At 29.2% G+C, this 22,748-nt stretch carries 25 protein-coding genes and 1 riboswitch; of the genes, 3 read left to right on the top strand and 22 right to left on the bottom strand.

What is annotated here, in order from left to right; genetic code table 11:
- Window positions 1-69: 69 nt before the first annotated feature.
- The 18 genes from ACQ3F0_RS15225 to ACQ3F0_RS15140 form a co-directional block, all read right to left on the bottom strand.
- Window positions 70-594 carry a hypothetical protein gene (locus ACQ3F0_RS15225; protein ID WP_428866179.1) on the bottom strand — a complete coding sequence of 175 codons (525 nt, stop codon included), beginning with the start codon at window positions 592-594 and terminating at the stop codon, window positions 70-72.
- Between the two features lie 179 nt (window positions 595-773).
- Window positions 774-1,106: a hypothetical protein gene (locus ACQ3F0_RS15220; protein WP_428866178.1), complete on the bottom strand. Its 333-nt coding sequence runs from the start codon at window positions 1,104-1,106 to the stop codon at window positions 774-776.
- Between the two features lie 60 nt (window positions 1,107-1,166).
- Window positions 1,167-2,027 carry a class I SAM-dependent methyltransferase gene (locus ACQ3F0_RS15215; protein ID WP_428866177.1) on the bottom strand — a complete coding sequence of 287 codons (861 nt, stop codon included), beginning with the start codon at window positions 2,025-2,027 and terminating at the stop codon, window positions 1,167-1,169.
- 9 nt (window positions 2,028-2,036) lie between these two features.
- Entirely contained in the window at window positions 2,037-2,789 is a 753-nt protein-coding gene (locus ACQ3F0_RS15210; protein WP_428866176.1) for an ABC transporter ATP-binding protein, read from the bottom strand.
- A complete protein-coding gene (locus ACQ3F0_RS15205; protein WP_428866175.1) occupies window positions 2,782-3,723 on the bottom strand; it encodes an ABC transporter ATP-binding protein in 942 nt (313 codons plus the stop codon). The genes ACQ3F0_RS15210 and ACQ3F0_RS15205 overlap by 8 nt, the downstream gene beginning before the upstream one ends.
- Entirely contained in the window at window positions 3,710-4,528 is an 819-nt protein-coding gene (locus ACQ3F0_RS15200; RefSeq protein WP_428866174.1) for an ABC transporter permease, read from the bottom strand. The genes ACQ3F0_RS15205 and ACQ3F0_RS15200 overlap by 14 nt, the downstream gene beginning before the upstream one ends.
- Window positions 4,528-5,469: an ABC transporter permease gene (locus tag ACQ3F0_RS15195; RefSeq protein ID WP_428866173.1), complete on the bottom strand. Its 942-nt coding sequence runs from the start codon at window positions 5,467-5,469 to the stop codon at window positions 4,528-4,530. The genes ACQ3F0_RS15200 and ACQ3F0_RS15195 overlap by 1 nt, the downstream gene beginning before the upstream one ends.
- A complete protein-coding gene (locus ACQ3F0_RS15190) occupies window positions 5,469-7,046 on the bottom strand; it encodes an ABC transporter substrate-binding protein (protein ID WP_428866172.1) in 1,578 nt (525 codons plus the stop codon). Before ACQ3F0_RS15190 ends, ACQ3F0_RS15195 begins: the two co-directional genes overlap by 1 nt.
- Before the next feature lie 159 nt (window positions 7,047-7,205).
- Window positions 7,206-7,393: riboswitch (cobalamin riboswitch) on the bottom strand.
- 134 nt (window positions 7,394-7,527) lie between these two features.
- Window positions 7,528-8,664, bottom strand: coding sequence for a glycerate kinase (locus ACQ3F0_RS15185; RefSeq protein ID WP_428866171.1), 1,137 nt, complete (start codon window positions 8,662-8,664; stop codon window positions 7,528-7,530).
- 23 nt (window positions 8,665-8,687) lie between these two features.
- On the bottom strand, window positions 8,688-9,293 hold the full coding sequence (locus ACQ3F0_RS15180; RefSeq protein ID WP_428866170.1) for a tetratricopeptide repeat protein: 606 nt from the start codon (window positions 9,291-9,293) through the stop codon (window positions 8,688-8,690).
- 18 nt (window positions 9,294-9,311) lie between these two features.
- Entirely contained in the window at window positions 9,312-10,655 is a 1,344-nt protein-coding gene (locus tag ACQ3F0_RS15175; protein WP_428866169.1) for a GntP family permease, read from the bottom strand.
- Window positions 10,656-10,667: 12 nt separating this feature from the next.
- Window positions 10,668-11,831 (bottom strand): CdaR family transcriptional regulator, encoded by a 1,164-nt coding sequence (locus tag ACQ3F0_RS15170; RefSeq protein ID WP_428866168.1) that lies wholly within the window; start codon window positions 11,829-11,831, stop codon window positions 10,668-10,670.
- Between the two features lie 21 nt (window positions 11,832-11,852).
- On the bottom strand, window positions 11,853-12,686 hold the full coding sequence (locus ACQ3F0_RS15165; protein WP_428866167.1) for an MBL fold metallo-hydrolase: 834 nt from the start codon (window positions 12,684-12,686) through the stop codon (window positions 11,853-11,855).
- Window positions 12,687-12,931: 245 nt separating this feature from the next.
- On the bottom strand, window positions 12,932-13,183 hold the full coding sequence (locus tag ACQ3F0_RS15160; protein ID WP_428866166.1) for a hypothetical protein: 252 nt from the start codon (window positions 13,181-13,183) through the stop codon (window positions 12,932-12,934).
- Between the two features lie 136 nt (window positions 13,184-13,319).
- Complete coding sequence (locus ACQ3F0_RS15155; RefSeq protein WP_428866165.1) at window positions 13,320-13,817, bottom strand: FUSC family protein; 498 nt, start codon at window positions 13,815-13,817, stop codon at window positions 13,320-13,322.
- A gap of 185 nt (window positions 13,818-14,002) precedes the next feature.
- Window positions 14,003-14,965 carry a DUF4367 domain-containing protein gene (locus tag ACQ3F0_RS15150; protein WP_428866164.1) on the bottom strand — a complete coding sequence of 321 codons (963 nt, stop codon included), beginning with the start codon at window positions 14,963-14,965 and terminating at the stop codon, window positions 14,003-14,005.
- On the bottom strand, window positions 14,958-15,527 hold the full coding sequence (locus tag ACQ3F0_RS15145; protein ID WP_428866163.1) for a sigma-70 family RNA polymerase sigma factor: 570 nt from the start codon (window positions 15,525-15,527) through the stop codon (window positions 14,958-14,960). Before ACQ3F0_RS15145 ends, ACQ3F0_RS15150 begins: the two co-directional genes overlap by 8 nt.
- A gap of 98 nt (window positions 15,528-15,625) precedes the next feature.
- Window positions 15,626-17,833, bottom strand: a complete 2,208-nt coding sequence (locus ACQ3F0_RS15140) for a HelD family protein (RefSeq protein ID WP_428866162.1) — start codon at window positions 17,831-17,833, stop codon at window positions 15,626-15,628.
- Window positions 17,834-18,185: 352 nt separating this feature from the next.
- On the opposite strand from ACQ3F0_RS15140, the gene ACQ3F0_RS15135 reads away from it, so the two are divergent.
- The 3 genes from ACQ3F0_RS15135 to ACQ3F0_RS15125 are packed head-to-tail and all read left to right on the top strand — an operon-like array spanning window position 18,186 to window position 20,624.
- Window positions 18,186-19,682, top strand: coding sequence for a diguanylate cyclase (locus ACQ3F0_RS15135; RefSeq protein ID WP_428866161.1), 1,497 nt, complete (start codon window positions 18,186-18,188; stop codon window positions 19,680-19,682).
- A complete protein-coding gene (locus ACQ3F0_RS15130; RefSeq protein ID WP_428866160.1) occupies window positions 19,679-20,056 on the top strand; it encodes a response regulator in 378 nt (125 codons plus the stop codon). Before ACQ3F0_RS15135 ends, ACQ3F0_RS15130 begins: the two co-directional genes overlap by 4 nt.
- The gene (locus tag ACQ3F0_RS15125; RefSeq protein ID WP_428866159.1) at window positions 20,040-20,624 is read left to right on the top strand and encodes a chemotaxis protein CheC; all 585 of its coding nucleotides are present in this window, start codon (window positions 20,040-20,042) and stop codon (window positions 20,622-20,624) included. The genes ACQ3F0_RS15130 and ACQ3F0_RS15125 overlap by 17 nt, the downstream gene beginning before the upstream one ends.
- Before the next feature lie 149 nt (window positions 20,625-20,773).
- Here ACQ3F0_RS15125 and ACQ3F0_RS15120 read toward each other — a convergent pair whose 3' ends face one another.
- The 4 genes from ACQ3F0_RS15120 to ACQ3F0_RS15105 all read right to left on the bottom strand — a co-directional run bounded on the left by ACQ3F0_RS15120 (window position 20,774) and on the right by ACQ3F0_RS15105 (window position 22,731).
- Window positions 20,774-20,977 (bottom strand): hypothetical protein, encoded by a 204-nt coding sequence (locus tag ACQ3F0_RS15120; RefSeq protein WP_428866158.1) that lies wholly within the window; start codon window positions 20,975-20,977, stop codon window positions 20,774-20,776.
- A gap of 114 nt (window positions 20,978-21,091) precedes the next feature.
- Window positions 21,092-21,724 (bottom strand): hypothetical protein, encoded by a 633-nt coding sequence (locus ACQ3F0_RS15115; RefSeq protein WP_428866157.1) that lies wholly within the window; start codon window positions 21,722-21,724, stop codon window positions 21,092-21,094.
- A 112-nt stretch (window positions 21,725-21,836) separates the two neighbouring features.
- Complete coding sequence (locus ACQ3F0_RS15110) at window positions 21,837-22,283, bottom strand: hypothetical protein (protein WP_428866156.1); 447 nt, start codon at window positions 22,281-22,283, stop codon at window positions 21,837-21,839.
- Window positions 22,276-22,731 carry a DUF3990 domain-containing protein gene (locus ACQ3F0_RS15105; RefSeq protein ID WP_428866155.1) on the bottom strand — a complete coding sequence of 152 codons (456 nt, stop codon included), beginning with the start codon at window positions 22,729-22,731 and terminating at the stop codon, window positions 22,276-22,278. Before ACQ3F0_RS15105 ends, ACQ3F0_RS15110 begins: the two co-directional genes overlap by 8 nt.
- Window positions 22,732-22,748 lie beyond the last annotated feature (17 nt).

Here is a 22,748-nt window from a genome sequence, read left to right as displayed (position 1 = left end):
AGCGCAATAAACTGCCGTTAGTACAGCAGTTTATTATATATTGCTTATATTCAATATTTTATCATTTTATTACTTCTTTTCAATAGCAGCTTTAAACTCCTCGACTGTCATACCTTTTAGTTTAGCTTTTTCCTCAATAGTCATACTATCCCATTTTTCTTTTCTTTCTTTTTTATATTTTGCCATTTCTGCTTTGAATTCTTCCACTGTCATTCCTTTTAATTCTGCTTTTTCTTCAATAGTCATCTTAAACCACTGTGCTTTTTCCACTCTAGCTTTTGCCAGTTCTGCTTTATACTCATCCACTGTCATATTTTTTTTCTTAGCTATCTCTTCAATTTTCTTCTCTCTCATTTCTGCTTTCTGTTCATCAGTCATTTTACTCCATTCAGCCTTTTTTTCTGCTATTACAGCTTTGTATTCTTCTACTGTCATGCCCTTTAATTTTGCAATTTCTTCTATGTTCATTTTTTGAAAACGTCTTATATTATTTACATCTTTCACTTTTTTTCCAGATGTTGAACCAAAAGCTGTTGTTGCAGTTGTTAATGCTAATGTTGCCACCATACAAATTAATATTAATTTTTTTTTCATAAAACCACTCCTTTTTTTGATTAACTTTAGTATAACCTTTCCATGTGTAATCTCTGTGAAATTAATATGAAATCCGTACGTTTGCTGTAAAATTATATTAACCCCAAGTTTTTTTCTAATTTCTTTACGAATCTTAACAAACTCATCAAATTGATACATAAATAAAACTTTTTGATCTTTTATTGCATTTCCTTCTGATAAATATCTTCCCAGAATTTTTGGAAGAATTGATTAATATAAGATTCTTTTGAAGTTGTCCCCTCTTGGGTTTGAAAAGAACCTTCTTCAGAAACTTTATTTAAATCTTGCATTTGAGTCTTATTAAGAGTAATTACATGTGCAAATTCATGTACTACCGTTTTAGTAAATTCTTCATTAAAAGTACCATCAGTATTTAGAGCATCTTTTAAATCTATCACTAATCTCCACTGACTTAAATCATCATTTTCTGGTGACACAAAAGCCATTGTATTAGCATAGCCATCTGTATTTATTGCAAATATATTTAGCATGGACATATACTCAACTGGAATAATCTTTTTTATATTTTTAAATATTCCATTTTAATTAAATTAGTATAAAAAACAAGGCTCAAAATGAATATAAACAACCTTTAATTTACAATTATATATTGCCTGGTTATCTTTATAGTATATACAATTATCAAACTCCTTCTTTACAAAATCATAAGGTAGTTGATACTGCTCACAAAGGGTTTTAATTTCTTTATAGTTCTCATGAATATCCTGAATTTCTATAGGCTTATTAACATCTAGTATCTCTACATTTGGGTCTATGCCTATTTCATATAAAATATTCACAAGATGAATATATTCTTGACACCTTTCGATCCCCTTTTTCACCGTTTTATTAAGGATATCATCGTATATATTCCGTTGCATTGTCCAGACTATGACTACATTTTCTTTAGCCATATTATTCATCTTTTTAAGGGCACTTTCTATATTAATAATCCTATAATTAGCGTTGATGCAGTATATACTATCCACTTTATCTATATCAATGTCCTCAAATTTACTATGTAATAATACCACATTATCAATTTTATTAGCTTTCAATTTATTTGATATCTTTTCTAACATATGCTCTGAAAAATCCACTGCAATTATCTTCTCACTTTTATGCGACATAGGTAAAGTAAACTTACCCGTACCACATCCAAACTCCAGTAAAGTTTTATTCTCCCCTACAATACTAAGGAGCTTATCAAATGTATGAGGGGCATAGTCATAAAGAGAAGGATTTTTATCATATTTTTCACTATAATCCTTCCAAAATTCTGCCTCAACTTCATCAAAAAAGCCTCTGCTTCTATTTCTTTCACCCTTACAATGTATAGCCTTTTTCCAAACTTCATTAAAATCTACACCATAATCATTTTTTAAAATCTCTATAAAGTTACTATAATTCATTATTCACCCCTAATTAAAAAACTCAAAATTTTCTATGAGTTTTTTTGTATATGATGATTTTGGATTTTTCATAATATCATCTATCCTGCCCTTATCAACAATTCTCCCTTTATTCATTATAGCTATATGGTCACATACCTTGCTTAATACTTCTAAATCATGAGAAATGATTATATATGTAAGGTTTAATTTATTTTGTAATTCCTTCAGTAGCTTAAGAATACTAGCTTGAGTAGAAACATCAAGCATTGAAGTAGGCTCATCAAAGACAATTATTTTTGGTTCAAGAGATAATGCTCTTGCAATTGCAACCCTTTGAGCTTCTCCCCCACTTATCTGATGTGGATATCTATCAAAAAGAGTATCTTTTAAACTCAGTAGTGCTATTAACTCTCTTATCCTTCTTTCAGACTCTTCTTTTGTATATAGACCATTAATTCTCATAGGTTCTAAAAGGGAATCTTTTATCTTCATTTTAGGGTCAAGAGAACTTTCCGGATGCTGAAAAATAATCTGAATCTGTCTGCTGATTTCTTTTCTTTTTAACCCTTGAATTTTTCTACTATCTATTTCTATGCTGCCTTTTGAGCTGTCTAAAAGTCCTACTATTATTCTTGCTAAACTAGATTTTCCACAGCCGCTATTTCCAGCTATGCCAAAGACAGTTCCCTCTTTTACCTCTATCGTTACATCATCAACTGCAAGAAAATTATTAAAAATCCCTTGTTTAAAACTCTTAGATACATTTTTTATCTTAATCATATAATTTGCACCTCACGAGTCTACCATCATTTAATCTTTTCATATCTATTCTATCAGTTACGCATTTTATATTGCTGCTAGTGCATCTATCATAAAATTTACAACCAGATTTTTCTTTCTTATTAATACCTTCTGGTATGGGTATCATACCATTTTGTGGAGTAGCATTTATCAACCCTTTTGTATAAGGATGCTTAGGACTGTTAAAAACATCCTGAATTTTTCCTGCTTCCACAATCTCACCTTTATGCATCACAACGATATTATCACAGATTTTTTTAGCAAAGTATAAGTCGTGTGTAATAATAATCATACTCTTTGTATAATGTTCTTTGATGTTTAATAGAACTTCATATACACTTTTTCTTAATATGGAATCAAGTCCTTTTGTAGGCTCATCAGCAATAATCCAGTTAGGTTTACAGATAAGTCCCATAATAGATATTATCCTCTGATTCATACCTCCACTTAATTGAAAAGAGTATTTTTTCATAATCTCATTAGCATTATCAAAACCAAATTCTTTTAAGTGTTTTATACAAATACCGTAAGCCTCTTTACCACTCATTTTAAGATGTTTTATAAGGGGCTCTTTAAGTTGTTTTCCTATTGTTAATACAGGATTTAGAGCTTGTATGGGGTTTTGAGCAATTAATCCGATATCTTTACATTTTATCTTTTTTATTTCTTTTCTGTCTAATTTATATAAATCTTTACCTCCATACATACAAGTTCCTGTAACAGTCGCAGTGCTAGGAAGAAGCTTTAAAATAGACATACCTAGCACAGATTTTCCACTACCACTCTCCCCTACTATCCCTGTTATTTGTCCAAATGCAAAATCTACATTAATATTTTCTATCACTTCAATACCAGAAAATCTAGTTGCAAACTTAACGTTAAGATTCTTTATATTAATATTATAGGTTGTCATTTATGCCTCCATTAACATCTAGTTTATCCCTTATATTATCTCCAATAATATGAACACACCAAACAAAAATAACAATACAGGTCCCAGGTGCTAAAGCTAACATTGGATTACTCCTAAAATATGGTCTAGCATCGCTTATCATAATAGCCCAATCAGGCTCAGGGGGTTGTAAGCCAAGACCAAGATAACTCAATGCTGCTACACTTAATATTACAGAACCTATACGGGAAGCAAATAAAATAATAAGACTGTCAGATAAATTAGGAATGATATGTCTTATAAAAATCCAAAAATCACTAGCCCCTAAACTCTTTAATCCATCAATAAAATACTCATTCTTAACATTCATAATTTCTCCTCTAATAATACGTGAGAACCCAACCCATGAGTTAACTACAATTCCTATAAGCAAACTCTTCATACTAGGTCCTAACGCACCAGCAAATGCAATCATAATACTAATGCCTGGAATCCCTAAAAATACATTTGAAACTGTAGTAACTACCATATCTACTTTGCCACCATAATAACCAGAAAAAAATCCAATAGTTGTACCAATCATCATAGATATTATTGTAGCTAGAAAAGCAAGCAAAATAGATTTTCTTCCTCCATGTATTACCCTGCTAAAAGTATCTCTTCCTAAAGAATCAGTACCTAAAAAATGCTCTTTACTATATGATGTAAGCCTATTTGCCATATCTATTTTTTCAGGGTCATACGGGGAAATAAATGGAGCAAGAATGCTAATAATAACAATAACACTTAGAATTACTATGGGTATTATCATATCTTTATTTTTCATTACAATCCCTCCCCTTGTTTGATCTTAGGATTAATAATAAAATATAAAATATCAATAAATAGGTTACATAAAACATAAATCGTTCCAGTTATAAGAACATATGCTTGAATAACAAAATAATCTCTACTAAAAATCCCCTCAATAGCATAACTGCCCAATCCTGGTAGCGAAAAAATTGTTTCTATTACACTTGAGCCACCTAATATTCCTGCAAAATACATTCCAAAAAAAGTAACAATAGGAATTAGAGAGTTTCTAAAAACATGGACACATCCAATTGTCTTATTGCTAAGCCCTTTAGCATCAGCAACTAAAACATACTGTTTAGAAAGTTCTCCTATAAACTTGGCCCTTGCAAGCCTAGCAGATGTCCCTATAGTGCTTAAAGATAGAACTATAGACGGCAATATAAGAGATTTAACACCCTCATACCCACTAGTAGGCAGAAGGTGCAAGAACTCTGCAAAAATAGTTATAAGTATAATAGCCATCCAAAAACCAGGTACAGATACTATAAATGTACATATGCTCCTCAATATCTTATCAATAGCAGTACCTCTTGTCATTGCCATAATACCACCTAACCCAAGTCCAAAAATCACTGTGATTAAAAGGGAGCTAAGAGATAATTTAACCGTCATAGGTAAACGTCGTAAGAGCTCTCCTAATATATCTTCACCAGTATAAATGGACTCTCCTAAATCCCCTTTTGCCACCTTTGACACCCAGTTAAAATACTGGGTGTGCATAGGTAAATCAAGACCTAATTCATGTCTTTTTTCTATTATTTCTTCTTCTGTTGGTTCTGTTATATTATCCCTAGTAAGTGACATATATGCAGGGTCACCTGGAGAAATTATTCCAATAAAAAATGCAAAAATAGTTATTCCAATAAGTACAGGAACTATACTTATAAGCCTTTTAAGTAAATATATTATCATTACTCAGCCCACTTAGTTTTATCTAAAGATACTCCATAATTTAAAGCTTCATAACCTTCTATTTTCTTGTTATATGCTATAAGATTTACATCATTAAAATAAGGTATAGCTGGCAACTCTTCAACTGATATCTCTTGTAGTCTATTATACATTTCTTTTCTTTTTTCCATATCCAATTCCCCAGATACGTTAGCTATAAGTTCATCAACCTCTGTATTACTGTAACCAAAACTCCATGATTTATTAAGTCCACTATCTGTTTGCATCATACTCTTAAATAAACTGTTTGGTTCAGAACTAGATAATCCTTTAATTTTTAAAGACATATTATAGTTACCTGACTTTGTCGCATCTGACCAAGCTGCACTATCAAGGATAGTGATATTAGCATCAATTCCAATTTCAGCTAATTGGCTTTGTAAAAGTTCTGCTTCCTCTTTGTTTGGGTATCTATTTAGTTCTCCACTTTTTAGAATCAACTCTATAGATGCTCTTTTGTCCCCTAATACCTCTTTTGCTAAAGACTTAGCCTTTTCCACATCATGCTCAATCTTGAATTCTTTATAAAAAGGTGTAGATTGATTAAGTACATTAACAGTTGGATAACCAAGCCCTCCATAGAAACTATCTAATATTAAATCTCTATCAATCAATAAACTAACTGCTTGTCTCATTCTCACATCATTAAAAGGAAATCTATTACCATTAACTAGAATATAATGAGTAATTGTATTTGGTTTGTAAGATATGGCAAAGTTTTCATCTTTTATAAGCTCTTTTGCCATAACAGGCTGAATTGCACCCAGGTCTATAACACCCATTACTTCACCTGATTTAAGTGCAGAATATCTTGTATCTGGATCAGATATTACTTTTATTTTAATATTTTTTGCAAGTGCTTTTTCACCATAGTACTCGTCATTTCTTTCAATTATTGTATACTCATCTAGTACATTCTCTTTTAATTTAAAAGGCCCTGTCCCCATAGGTAATCCATTAAAGTTTCCTTCATCATCAAAGTTTTTTGGACTAAACATTGCACTACCAAAATCAGTCATAGCGAAATCAAGCGTTGGTAATGCTTTTTCAAAAACTAACTCAACGGTATAATCGTTAGTCTTATTAACTTCTAATAAACCCGGGTAAGTTTTGTTTATATCCATAGAGTAAAAACTTGATGGCTTTTTGCCAAGTTTCATTCTGTCAAAATTAGCTATTACTGCATCCGCATTTAACACTTCTCCATCATGAAAAGTTACACCTTTATTTAATTTAAATGTCCAAACTGTATAATCCTCATTAGCAGAATATGATTCAGCTAACTTTAGAACTGGGCTACCATCCTCTGCCTTTGTCAAAAGAGGTTCCCAAACCATAAGTACTGAACTGCAATAATAAGCATCCTTCTCTCCAGGTGCTATGTTTCTTGTGCCTGCAATGACAATCTCTTCTGTATTCTCTTTTTTGTTTTCTTCTGCCACATTGTTATTGCTATTACTATTGCTAGAACACCCAACAATTCCTATTGCTAACATTAAAATTAAAAATACTGAAACGATTTTGTTGATAATTTTCATAATAAATTTCCTCCTAATTATTATTTGTGTATATAGAAAAAGCTTTGACTTCCGTATGAAAGTCAAAGCTTAACAAGAAATTTCTATGTATAATAAAACTTTTTTACATAAAAAAATAAATTTTCTCCACTTTGTATTTCAATCTTTCATCGGAAGATCAATACTTACTCTGTATAAGCAGGTTTCCTGACTTATGGATCTTAGCTTTTTCTCACCTTCCCAGAAAATTCCAGTGGCATTATTGAAAAATCGCTCTCCATTTACAGTGGCCGGACCGCTCAGGATTTTCACCTGATTCCCTATTACCTTTGACCAATAGTCAAAGCACTTAAACAGTTTTATTAAATTTTCCCTAACATGTTTAATGTTTCTACAATATTATACACTATTTGTGAATATTAGATATAATAAAATATATATTTCTTGTAATTTGTTTAGAAATTATAAGAAACATATATTTTATTTCTACAGTAAATTGTTATTATTTCTTAAATATTTTAATTAATCTCATTATAGATTCAGTTGTTTTAAGCAAATTTTCTTTGCAATTAATTTTAGCTTTTTCAAAAGGTTCTGGCTTTAAGTTAGTTGTAAAAACTGTTGTTATTCCTTTCTTATAAACTTCTTCAATTTCATCACCAATTGCTCCAACTACAGCTATCACTGGAACATTATATCTTGAAGCCTTTTGTGAAATACCAATAGGAACCTTTCCTCTTAAACTTTGACCATCAATCTTTCCTTCTCCGGTAATTACCAAATCAGCATTAGATACTACTTCATCAAATTTTACTGTATCCAAAACAATATCTATTCCTGATTGTAATTTTGCACCGGTGAAAGCAACTAATCCAGCTCCTAAGCCACCAGCCGCGCCAGCACCTGGTACATTTTGTATATCTATCTCTAAATCTCTAGCTAAAATACCTGCATAATTTTTAAGATTATGATCTAATAATTTTACCATTTCTTCATCGGCACCCTTTTGCGGAGCAAATACATAAGCAGCACCATTAACTCCATATAAAGAATTATTCACATCACAAGCAGCAATTACTTCACAATCATTTAGTCCATCTATTAAACATGAATTATCTATTTTATCTAAGTGCTGTAATCCGCCACCATTTAAATCAATTCCATCTTCATTAATATCTAAAAATTTAACACCTAATGCTGCAGCCATTCCAATTCCACCATCATTAGTGGCACTTCCTCCAATGCCTACAATAATTTTTTTACATCCTTTATCTAACGCATCAATTATCAATTCTCCAGTACCATAAGTAGTCGTTAATAAAGGATTTTTCCTACCCTCAACTAAAGTAATACCGGAGGCAGATGCCATCTCAATTATTGCAGTATTGCCATCAGGTAAAATACCATAATAGGCTTCAACTTCATCCCAAAGTGGTCCTTTTACCCTTACATAAACCTTTTCTCCCCCAATAGCTTCAAGAAAAGCATCCACAGTTCCTTCTCCTCCGTCAGCTATTGGTATTTTTATAACTTCTACATTTTGCATAATATTATTTATACCTTTTTCAATTATGTCACATACTTCTAACGAGCTCATTGTTCCTTTAAATGAATCTGGAGAAACGATTATTTTCATCATTCCCTTTTGCCTCCTTTCCTAGATTAGCTTAATTTCACCTTTGCATAATTCATTTTATAAATTTTATTTGCAGGTTTCATGTTACAAGCCATTGAAAAATATTCTTCTGCCTTCTGTTTATCTTTTATATAATTTAAATATATACCACCTATTTGATTATATATATTAGCTTTATCAGTAGCATCTCCTAATGCCTGCTGGTAATAGGCTATACTATTATCATATTTTTTCTCTCTTATACATTTTAAAGCTAAATAAATGTTTTTGTTATGTGTAGCATATCTTTCTCTTTTGTTTTCATCTTTTATAATCTTTATTAAAGTCTTTACACCCTTTTTATTCTTATGATTTTTTATAACTTCATTAGCATTATCCCATTCTTTAATTTGTATATATATTTCAAATAAAACTCTTGCACAATTATAATCTTCTTTTAAAGATAGAGCATGTTCTAAATTTTCCTTTGCTTTATAAAAACTTCCCATCTCAAAGTAACAAACTCCCTCATAAAAGAATTTTTCATATTCAAGACTTTCAATGCTCTTAACTAATTTTAATGCTTTTTCAACTTTTCCCTTACTTATACAAGTACTTGCATATTTAATTATAATTTTTTGTACAAGATTCATCTACTCACCTCTAAATTATTATAATAAGAACAATGACATAGCACCAATAACAACAATAGCTGTTATACCTTGAACTAAAGTAACCCCAGTCTGACATTTATATGCTGTAGCCGTATCAAGATCTGAAAATTGAGATACTACCCAGAAATAACTATCATTAGCATGTGATACAGTCATAGAACCCGCTCCTATAGCTAGCACAACTAAAACCTTAGCCAACTCTGATGTCATTCCCATTTGTACCATAAGCGGTGCTACCATTGCAGACGTTATAATCATAGCAACTGTTGATGCTCCCATAGCAGTTTTTAATATAGCAGCAATAATAAATGGAACTAAAATTCCTATATTTAATTTTATTAAAGAACTACCTAGCACATCAGCAATTGGAAGTGCTCTTAGTACTGCCCCTAAAGCTCCACCTGCTCCAGTTATAGCTAATATTGAAGCTGAATTAACAATCCCGCTTGATATCCATTCAAATTTATTTTTATCTTCACTCTTTGGTATAAGTCTCAAAGCTAAGAAAACTCCAAATATTAATGCTGTAATAGGATTACCTATAAAATCAAATACTTGTTTTACCATACCAGTTCCAACAGGGTTTGATGGGAAATCAGCTATTGACTTTAAAGCAATTAAAACAATTGGTAATAATATTGGTGAAAATGATGCAAATGCAGGTGGTAGTTCTCCATATTTTTGAAGTAACTCTTCCACAGTTGTTTCAGGATTAGCTGGTACATCATATTTAGATGCAACTTTTATAGCATATATATATCCTGCAATCATTACTGGAATTGATACCAAAGCTCCCACTATAATAACCAATCCAAGATTAGCCTTTAACGTATCTGCCATAATTATTGGTCCAGGAGTCGGTGGCACTAGACAGTGAGTAGCATATAAACCTGAACTTAACGCTGTAGCCATAACTGCAAGAGAAACCTTGGATTTCTCTGCTAGTGCTCTATTAATTGGTGATAATATTACAAACCCAGAATCACAAAATACGGGTATACTAGTTACATATCCAGTTAAACTCATAGTAAGCGGAGCCTTATCTTTACCTACTAATTTTAATATAGTGTTCGCCATAGTAAGTGCTGCTCCTGTTTTTTCTAAAATAGTACCTATAATTGTTCCAGCAATAATAACGATACCAATATTACCCAATATGCCACCGAAACCAGATTTAATTGTACTTAACAAATCATCAACAGACATTCCTGAAGCTAACCCTACAAAATACGCACTAAGTAAAAGTACAATGAATGGATGCCACTTAAATTTTGATATAAGCACTACCATACCTACAACAGCAATAATAATAATAGCAATTAAACCGAAACCTGAACTCATTAAAATTCCTCCTCATTTTTTATTGTTAACTTTGTGAATATATACTAGTAACAACTTAAGTAATACAGAATGATTAAAATTTGTTGTTACTGATAATCCTAATAACTTTTCAATCTTCTTTACTCTGTACACTAATGAATTTTTATGTAAATACAAACATTTTGCGGTTTCACTTAAATTTAAATCGTTTTCAAAAAGTGCTTCAAGTGTATTTATTATCCACACCTCTGGTATCCCTTTATCATTTAAAACTTTTTCATAAATTGGTTTAATAAAATGTTCTAGTTTTTCATTCTCAATTTGGTTTAATAAATAAGTAGTTTGCACATTTAAATTCTTAATATCTTGAACTGATTCATTACTATTATTAAATAATGACTTTGACTCATTATAGGATTCCTTTAATCCATGTATTCCTTCATAGAAACTTCCACATGCTATTCTTATTTCTAATCCACAATTCTCATATATCTTTCTTGACAATTTTTCTAAATATTCTTTTGTAATTTCATCCTTGTAATAACAAAGGCTTTTAAAAACTACAATATTATCATTTATTATCCCAATAATATCATTATTGTCTATAAACCTACTATTCATCATGTATTTTTCTATAATCCTATTATTCTTAAAAACTTCTCCAGAATCCATCTTATCCTTACCAATTAGTTCAATTATTACAGAAACTCTTTTTGTTGAAATTTCTAAACTTGCAACTTTGCAAAGGCATAAAATTTCTTCTTCATTTTTTGTAACATCTTGATATATTATTTTTCTTATTATTTGTTGTTTTAAATCTCCAACAAGTTTAACTTGTTCAGATATAAGATATTGCTCAAAAGCTAACTCAACTGAAGTTTTTACAAGATTTGCAACAATTCTAACTTTATCAGGATGTCCATAAACTCCTACTACTCCAAGTACTTTCCCCTCGATGTTTATAGGCATATTCACCCCTTCTTTTGCACCAGGGTAATTCTTTACATCCTCTGGATATATTTCAACATCTTTATTAGACTTTATAACATCATCTGCGCCTTTATGGAAAGTAGTTATTCTATTTCTATCACCAGAAGCAATAATAAACCCATTCTTGTCCATAATATTTACATTCCTGTTATCAATAATCTCCATAGTCGCATCAACAATCTTTTGTGCAATATCTTGTAATTTCATAGTTTACCTCCGATTTTACTATTATTCTAAAATCAGTGAAGTTCCTGTAGAATTGTAGAAAAACTTATCTTTATATTTTTTAAGTTCCTTTATAGCTTTTTCACCAGTACAATGTGAAATACCCAGTATTTTTATATCTTTTTCTTCAAAATATTCTAAAGTATGCACTATTCTTTTATTATTAGCTTCTACCAAGTGTGTTCCTCCAATTATTCCATAAATGGATTCTCCAGAGCGTTTTGTTATCGTTTCTAAAATATTTACAACTCCGGAATGACAACACCCTAAAATCACTAATAATCCCTTTTCTGTTTTTACTCCTACAACAACTTCATCCTGAAATTTATCCACTACAAACTCATTATTAACTAATTTACGAAATCGTGAATTTATCTCTTCATAATCACAAATCTGTTGAAAATTAGAAAATAAGTATATATCATTAGTAATTTCTACCATATCTTTTTCAATATAGTTTACACTAATTTCTTTCTTTTTTAAATATGTTTCATCAAAATTATTCCCTAAATATTCATATGCTAATCCATTAAAGCCATACTTTTTATCAAAAAAACATTTACTAATATTTAAAGAAAATGAATTTCCCAACTTCTCTACTAAATGAATGAATCCGCCTGTATGGTCATAATGCCCATGACTTAAAACAATTTGCTTAATATTACTTAAATCTACCCCTAATTGTTCCGCATTTTTTAAGAATTTATCACTCTGTCCTGTATCAAATAAAATAGCTTCATTATCTTTTTTTATATAAAAAGAGATACCATGCTCATTAAATAATCCTAAATGTTCACCCTTTTTATTTTCAATTAAAGTAGTAATCTCAATTGTCAAATTACCTTCACCTCATTTCTTTTATTTAATTTAATTATAAATAATTTATTGAGAACTTTCATCGTCTGTTAATACAGTCATAAACCATGTATTTACCTATTTTTTATCTAAAAAAACAAACATAACTTTTTCTAAGCCTCTTTAGTTTAGTGACAAAAATTTTAAATAAAAAAAAGCCAGCCTATATAATGACTAACTTTTTTTCCAAACACTTTTGGTTAACTATTTTAATTAAATATTTATCTTTATTTTAATTGTCCTGCTATTTCAGAAAGAGGAACTCCATCTATAGATACAACTTCAATTTCAGAAGATTGAATCCAATGTATTTTTCCATTACCATCACAAATTGCAACTACAGTAATTGTATCTTCATCTTCTACTGGAAACAAATTACCTCCAAAAAAACTTGGTCTTGTAGCTTTATAAGCCCCAAATCCTGTACCTACTAAAAAATACTTTTCACCATTATTAATATTCTTAACAATTGTTGCCATATTTATCACCCCACCCAATATAAACACTTTGATCGTATTTTCTTCACAAATTAAATTATTATTTATATTTCATATTACTACTTCATTTTACATTAATAGGTGTTATTAATCAATTAATATAAAAAAGAATAAACCCCTACTTGTCCTCTTTTATTTCATAAAATTTTGTTAAGATTGGATTATGAAAAAGAAAATAAGAGGTAGCAACTGATATCATTACACCAAAGGTTGTGTCAATAAAACGATACATTCCATACTCTACAGGCGTATCATTTGGACGAATATTTAGCATAATAGCTATAAAAGCAATGCATGCCACATTTGTAGCAGGCGTTCCCCATATTTTATGACATATGTAAATTATGATACTTACACCCAAACCACAAAACAAGGGATTACCACGAAAATATATAGCAAAAAAAATTCCAATCAACGCACCTATAAAAGTTCCATATATTCTGTTTTTTCCTGTTTTAAATGACTCTAATACATCTGTTTGAGATGTAATAACTGCTGCAATTGTTGCATAAAAAGAAGACTCGATATGAAATATAGGACAAAGTACAATACACAAAAATACAGAAACTCCAGATTGTAATGCTTTTTTATCTATATTCTTCAATGTTAATTTCATAATCTTTCACCCTTTAACTTATAATAAAATACTATTAACTTATATATAATATACATTTTTTAATCAACTAAATCAATATTATCCATGAGGTATTAAACCACAAAAAATAAAGAATCCAATTTCGGATTCTCTATTTACTACGCTCAAATAATTTCTTCCAAGTAAAATTTTTAGAATTCTAATTTCTATTTAATCGATTCTGCGATCTTTTTTAATTCACTTTTTGTAATTTCTCCTCTTCCTGATAAACAATATATTACACCATTAAATTCCCAATCAATATTCCTATCATCAGAAATTATTGCATCCTCTCCATTTACCTTTACTTTTTGGATTTTTCCATCTGTTGACATTGTAAATCCAGTTTCTTCATCTGCAAATCTTTGCTGCATAAAAATCTCTTTTTCTGTTTTTTTATTCATAAAATATAAATTAATATATTTTGTGTTATTAACAATCCCATTATCATCCTTATAAAATTCTGCTCTATCAAATTTATACCCCTCTGGTAGATAGCCAGGAACTATAACATTAAAACATGTATAATCATTTAATTTCTTAGAATCATTAACTATTAGCTTTCCTTCTTTATCCATCTTTTCTTGTTCAGCTTCAGTTATAATCTCACCATCTAAGATTTCTACAATTAGTTCACCATCAGCTGTATAACATTTCCCATCATTTTCTTTTGTAGCTACTTCTATTGGATTTCCACCTTCATCAAAAATTTTACCTTTTAATTCTTCTGCAACAGGAAATGTTTCTTCCATAGAGGGTTCTACTTGCATTGCATTAATATGTCCTACAGAAATTATATTTATTACTTTTTCTACAAGGTCCTGTGCATATGATGATTGGATCAGTGAAAGACCCATTACACCTACTACTGCCGCTGCAATAGCGGAACGTTTGATTTTATTTGATTTCTTCATACTATTATCTCCTCTATTCTCATCTATATCATTTAAAACTCTTTTAAATATATCTTCTTTGTTGCTATTTTTGCTAAAATCATTATCCACCAAATTCTTACCTAGTTGTAAAATATCTTTATATTCTTTTGAGTTTAAATTATTACTATCTTCTATCCCCTTAAAATAAGCATCAATATCAATAGAAAATTTATCTTCAATACTTCTTTTACTCATTTTCTCCCCTTCTTTCAATTTCTTTTCTCAACTTTTTCATTGTACGATAAAGTATTACTCCTACATTACTTTCAGTAATATCTAACATTACTGCAATTTCCTTATTTTTTAGATTTGCGCCAAACTTAAGGGCAACAATATTTCTTTCTTTTGTACTAAGTATTTTTAAAGCCTGAAAAAGTCCTTCATTAGTTTCTTCCCTTATTATAAATTCCTCTGGAGTTTTTTCTTTTGAAACAAAATCCTTAACTACCTCAAGAGAGAAGAGCCTATATTTTTTTAGATTTCTGAAATAATCATTTACTACATTTCTAGCAATAGCAAATACCCATACTTCAAAGGGAGATTTCTTATCCGAAAACGTGCTTATTTTAAGTATTATTTTTTCAAAAACTTCACTAGTGAGATCCTCTGTTATCTCTTGTTTATTAACTCTGTAATAAATATAATTAAATACCCTTTTATAGTAACTATCAAAAATATAAGCAATATCATTTTCTTCGCATATATTTTTATCAGTTTCTCTATTATCCAAGGCCTCAATAATAGCAATCTGTTGCATAATTTATAATCCTTCCTTCATAATTTTTTTACTTAGCTAAGTAACTTCATATGTTAATACGCAAATATTGTATTTTCATTACATACATTATTAAATATTTATATAAACTTGCTTTTCTCTCCAGTATAATATAAAACCAATTGATGTAGTGCTCTTGTACAAGATACATAAAGTAGCCTCTTATCAAAAGAACTTTTATAATTCTCATTAGAAACATCGTATACAAATACAACATCAAATTCTAATCCCTTTGCTAAATATGAAGGTATTACCAATACTGATTTTTTATTTTCATAGCTTTTATCACTCAAAACCTCTATATCAATAATGTTACTTAATTTGTTTTTTATACGCTTTGCTTCTGTTCCACTTTTACATATTATTGCTATAGACTTATATTTCATTTTATAAAATTTTGATACGTCTTCACAAATTCTTTTATCAAGTTCATTTAAATTATCCATAAATTTAACTTTGGGAGCTCCCTCATGCCTTTCAAAGGATATAAACTCCTCTCCATTGTTAAGAAGTTTTTGATTAAAAGCGTTGATTTCAAATGAAGATCTATACCCTTTATTCAAAGAAAGTTTAACACTCTTTTTTTTATGAAGTATTTTTTCTACATATTGGTATAAATTCTTATCTCCAAACTTTTCAAGTGTTTGATTAAAATCTCCTAAAACAGTATATCTTGCGTTTTTAAATAATAGCTTAAAAATATGATAATGAATAGGATAATAATCTTGAGCTTCGTCTATTACCACTTGTTTAATCTCACCAAACTTTTGATTGCCTTCTATTCTAATTTTAATATATAAAAGTGCACCAGCATCCTCATAAGAAATCTTTCCAGTATCAAAATTTTTATTTGTCTCTAATATAATTTCATCAATATTATCTGGTAATTTAATGTCTTTAGATAATTTTTTAAATAATATCTTATCTTTAAATATCAATTTATATAAATCGATATAGTCCACTTCAGTAAAGCTATGAATATACTTCATAAGCTTATTTGCTTCTCTTATAGCCAAAAGTCTACTAAAAGATTTTATCTCAAGAATGTGAGTCTCCGTTGTTCTCTCTACTACTTTTTCTATTTTTTGGAGTCTTTTCTTTCTCAGTGGATAAATCTTATTTAGTATCATTTTCTCAATTCTACTTAACCGTTTTGCTATAGGCATATTAATCTTATTATTAAGAAATATACTTTTTATTTCCTGTGCTGTTTCAATTATTTTTCCATCATAATAAACATCCTTAAAAGGAATCATTTTTCTTTCATAGTAACTAAGGAACTTATCAATTATCTTTACAAATTTATGAGACCCTTTAAATTTTATACTATTAATCTTTAAATCAAACTCTTTGCTTCCTTGTAGATATAATAAATTTTCCATCTGACTTTCCCTTTTTTCTCCTTCAACGAAATCATCAAAAGTTAACTGCTCAACATTTTCTTCCCCTAGCTCTGGAAGTACGTCAGATATATATTTACTAAAAATTGAGTTTGGAGAGATTATTATAATATCATTTATATTTAACTTAGAATTTAATCCCTCATAAAGCAGAAATGCAATCCTATGAAGAGCTATAGATGTTTTTCCACTTCCCGCAACACCTTGAACAATTAGCAAATCATTTTCAGTATCTCTTATGATTATATCCTGTTCCTTTTGAATAGTTCGAACTATACTTTTCATTTTTGAAGACGAATTCCTACTTAAGACTTCTTGGAGTATTTCGTCATTAATTTTTATACTGCTGTCAAAATAATACTTAAATTCTGAGTTCTCAATTTTATATTGTCTTTTAAGTAAAATATCTCCACTAATTAAACTGACTGGAGATTTATATGTCCCTTCTCCTAATTCATTCCTATAAAATAAACTAGATATTGGTGCACGCCAATCATACACATAAATATCATTTGTTTTTGAATCCATCAAATTATATAGTCCTATATATATTTTTTCAGTATCCTCAAAACCATTTTCCTTAAAATCAACCCTTCCGAAATATGGCGAGTTAAGCAACTTATTATATCTATCAATTCTTTTTTCTGTACTTATATAATCTCTCGTTTTCGTATTAACTTCTTCTAAAAATTGATTCATCTCTGATGTTGCAGCAAAATCCTCTGAAGAATGCGAACTCTCTTGCCACATTTCTCTTCTAGATTTTAAAACTTTACCTATCTTCCCATTAATAGCTTCTTTTTCTTCTTTAAGTTGAGATTCAATTACAAATAAAATCTTTTTAAAATAGCTTAATTCTTCCTTATGAATTTTATTATAATTATCCATTGATCCACCCCTTTATTTTTTCACAAATTTACTTGACATCCACGACACTTGTATGGTATAATAATAATGTATGTTATAATTTAATGTATTCTGTCCGTAAACTTTATTATACTTGAAAATAACAATTTTGTAAACATTGAAATAAAAAACAAGGGTCTACTCAGAATTTTGAGAAGACCCTTGTTTTACGAAATTTAATTCTAATAATCCAACCATTTATTTATTAATTGACATGATATAATTAATTACCTATAATTAATATATCTTAATAATGGAATAAAAAACATAAAATATTAAATTTTATAAATCATTGTTAAGTATCAAAATTAAACATTAATTAGTAGGTGTTTTTATGAAATCAAACGAACTAAACGAATCAAACAATAAATTAGATGAACTATTAAATTATGTGGAAACTCCATATATAATTTTTGATACCAATTATTATATTATGTATTATAATCCAGCAGCAAAAAATATCATTTCTGAAGACAACCTTATCTCAAGTATGATAAACAAAGCTTACTGGCCCATAATAAAGAATGGTGTTGAAAATAAGTTTCCATTTATAATTTCGGAAAAACGTAGACTTAACAAAACTGTATTATCTACATCCACTAGTTCCTATAAGCTAGTAGTAAAACCAATTAAAGAAAGTCAATTCCTTATGGAATGTATTGAAATAAATGCAGTTAAAAGATCCAATACATTTCTTATAAAAAAAGTAAAAGATTTTGTTATGAAATCAACTATTCTAGAAAAATTACTGGCTATCAAGTCAAAAGATATTGATATAAAAAATATTAGTGCGATTGAAATTTTGGAATTATTTGAGGAGCAACTAAGTATTCAATTTGAAATTGATGATGCTATTAGTGATATCATAGTTCCTATTATTTCTATGAATGCATCCATTCATGATGTAGCAGATATAATGTTAGCTAAACTAAAACAATTAACCAACTGTGATATAGGCATAATTATTTCTCGTGATTTCACAAATAAGGAATTTAAAATTATTGAAAAATTCGATTCTATTAATATATTCCCAAAACTAGCAACTTCGCAGCAAATATGCAACCATTTCATGAGTTTTAACGATGCTTGTTTTTATAATAACCTAAAAGAGGTCGCTACACTTTCTGGTTTAGACAAAACATTTAATAATAAAATAAAAAATATTTTATTAACGCCTATTTGGGATAAAGATTCAAAAATCGGCGAACTAGTACTATTCAATTGTGAGAATTCATTCAAATCTCATCATTTGGAGATAGCAAAAAGACTTGTTCAATTGTATTCTCTTTCTTACCAAAGGGGCAGGTCAATATATAATCTTGAAATATCAGCCAGCAAAGATGTATTGACAAATTGTTTCAATAGAAGAGCAGGTTTGTTGATGTTAGAAAAAGTATATGAACTATCTAAAAGATATTCTAAAATCTTTTCAATAATTTATCTGGATATAAATGAGTTAAAAACTACAAATGATACCTACGGGCATCAATACGGTGATTCCCTTATTAAATCTACCGCAGAAATTATTGATAATATTTTAAGACGTTCAGATATATTAATTAGATTAGGCGGAGACGAATTTCTTTTAGTTTTACCTAATACAAATTTAGAACAATCAAAAAAAGTAACTAACCGCATACAAGATGAGATAGATGCTTATAATAAATCCGAAAGAAAGCCTTTCAAATTAAGCATTAGTACTGGACAAGCAATGTATGATAAAGATTGTAATTTGACATTAAACGAACTAATAGATAAAGCTGATTCATTAATGTACAAAGATAAACAAAATTATAAACTTACTAAGAAAAATACTGGAGGAAACTTATGAAAATAATACACGTGGACGATTCCAAATTTCAAGCAAGAATGTGTAAAAGAATTCTAAAAGAAACACTAGATGAACTAGAAATTACTTTTTTAAATGACCAGGAAATGTTGGATAACATTGAAAACAATAACACCTTTCAAGATGCAGATGTTTTACTTACAGATTTATTAATGCCCAAAATATCAGGCCATGAAGTTTTGAAGTATGTAAAAAAAGTTAACCCTAGTTGTTGTCTTGTTGTTATAAGTTCCAATATGCAATCTACTGAAAAAACTTTATGTTATGAGAACGGAGCAGATTTCTTTATAGAAAAACCATTAACAACTGCTAAAGTCAATGAATTTAGGGAGTTCTATTATGCTAATAGAAAATAATCAAATCAAATCAGAATTAATAGATGTACTCGAAAAATGTATTAGCCTAGGTCTTGAAAAGGCTGCTAAAGTTATAGGTGAATTAGTCGATTCTGATGTTAGCCTAAATACAGCAAAAGTATATTTAACAGATGGTACTATCAAATTCCCTTTGTTTTCAGAACGCGTTATAGTCCAAGAAATGAATGGCGAAGCCCTAAGCGGAAAAACAGTTTTCTCTATGGGAGATGATGAACTAATTAAGCTAATAAAGTATTTAGAAGGTTTTGACGAAATAGATATCGAAGACGAAGAAAGTTTCGACCTTCTTATTGATACATATCATGAAATTGGTAATATAATACTAGGGAATATAATTTCAACAATGGTTGACTTTTTAAATTTAAGAGTAGATATTAAAGTCCCTTATTTAACTACTCAAAAAATATTTGATTTATCCGACAATATAAATTTTTTAATTGTCGATGTTTTGTTTAAAATTGATAAGCTAGATATTGAAGGAAAACTTTTTTTAGTAAATGATTATAACAGTTATCTTAATTTGATGGAATTAGTAGATGAATCTTAGCAAATAAAAGTACTTGATATATTTGTGAAAACAAAATCTATAATACATCCTTCATGGCATCATATTAAATGAGGAAGATAATGCTCTAGATTAAGCATATCTTCCTCATTTTTAAGAATTTAAAATACAAAGAAATATTCGCTTTAAAGTTAAAAACTCACTATCTCTAAATACCTCTCTAGTGTCTCTTTCCTTATATTACCGCCACCATCATAGGTATAAGTAATTGTATTTCCTAAGACTTCATTATCTTCTCTAATAAGCTCGCTTAGTTCATTATAATAGTATTTTATCTGTTTACCATTTTCAGTTATAGTTTCAAAATTTCCATTTGCATCATTAAGATAAACCACTTCAACTATAAATCTAAGATAATCAACTGCAACTAATAATTAATGCATTGCTAAAAAATGTTGAAGATTCATTATTTTATCCATGCATTAATTAAGTTTACGTATTGTTATCTTTTATATATGTCCAAAACTCATTGGCGCCTGAGATTTTTGACATGTATAGATTAAGTTTACGTAAGGTTTATCTTCTGTATAGGTTATTGTACTACCATTGTTAGTTATAGTACTTACTCTTGTTGTAGTTGAGTTTGCCTCTGCTCCGTCTTCATAAGCATAGTTTGTTGCAAAAGTTATTGTTCCTGTATTTATTATTTTTATATCTAGTCTACCTAGTGAATCATAATCAAAACCTATATTGTTTCCATCGTAGGTAATTGTTTTTTGTTTATTATCTTTGTCATAAGTATAGTCTGTTGAATATGCTTTATCCTCTGTTATACCTTTTATTTTTTCTGTAACATTACTGATATTATTCTCAAAGTCATAGTCATATTTTATACTATTACCGTTAGATCCAACTACTTTTCCAAGTCTTCCTGATAAGTCATAGATATATCTGTAGTTGATTCCATTGACTAAATCTTCGTGGTAACCTAGATTTCCTTCTGCGTTGTATTGGTATTTGAATTTTTCAGTACCAGTACTTGTCCCTTGGTCATCTATTTCTCCATATATTTCTCCTACAACTCTATCTTCATCATCGTAAACTGGTTCTTTATAATGTCCATATAATGTTTTCTTAATCATTTTTATAGCTTCGTTTAGTCTTTATACATGTATTGATATGAATTGTAATGTAATAAAAAAAGGCTTATCAAAGTTAATAAAAACTTTAATAAGCTTTAATCTGTTGACAACCCTATGCCAATAGTTTTCCTTCTAAATATGAATACTTTAAATATTCTGGATTGCTATAATAAACTGAAGAATTAAAATCAGATATCTCATCACTTATAAATGATTGAAATACTTCGTATAACACATCCACTATATTATCTCTTTCTAAACTTACATCTAGTATTAACCTTTGGTATTCTTTACCTATAGATTGAAAACTTGGTATAGTATATTTACATAACCCTACAGAATCAAAATCGCCTTCCAGTATATTAAAATGCTCTATAATCTCGTCTGAAACTTGTTCAAAAGATAAACAATGATTTACATCAGCTAATTCTAGTTGCCTATTCAATTCTTTCTTCCCAAGTATTTTTACAACAGCAGCTCTTCTGTTTTTAGTCTTTCTTCCAATAAATTCTATGAGTGAACAAACGTAAAACAAATTATCTTTTTGAGTATCATTCATTTATTATTTCACTCCTCTCAAATTTAAGACAGTCTAATGCTTTTAAAGTATGAAAACTTATTTGATGAGTTGGATACTTAAACTTTGCTAACTCCCAAAAAATGTTTCTAGTAATATCTCCAGCTAAAAAGTCATTCACATAATTCCAAACAGTATCATCTGCCATTGGACCTTCTACTATATCATAGTCATGTATTAATCCCTTTCTACATGCTGCAATAAAGTCTAACCATTCATCGGTCATTTTATCAAATTTTAATATTTTCAATCCTTTATTTTCTGTGTATGTATAATAATTAACTGTTGCACTTTTTCTATTTCTTCTGGCGCATTTTTTAGCTTGTTGAAAATTATTGGTACAGTAAAATCCCCATGAAAAATCTTTTGTATACCTGCTTTTTCTTACCTCTGGAAATTCAACAACTTCTGCTGATGCATGATACAACATCAAATACTCCCCTCTTT

Origin of the sequence: Clostridium sediminicola, from assembly GCF_050402865.1 — a bacterium.
GTDB lineage: Bacteria > Bacillota > Clostridia > Clostridiales > Clostridiaceae > Clostridium_AF > Clostridium_AF sediminicola.
This window is presented reverse-complemented; position numbering and strand designations above follow the sequence as displayed.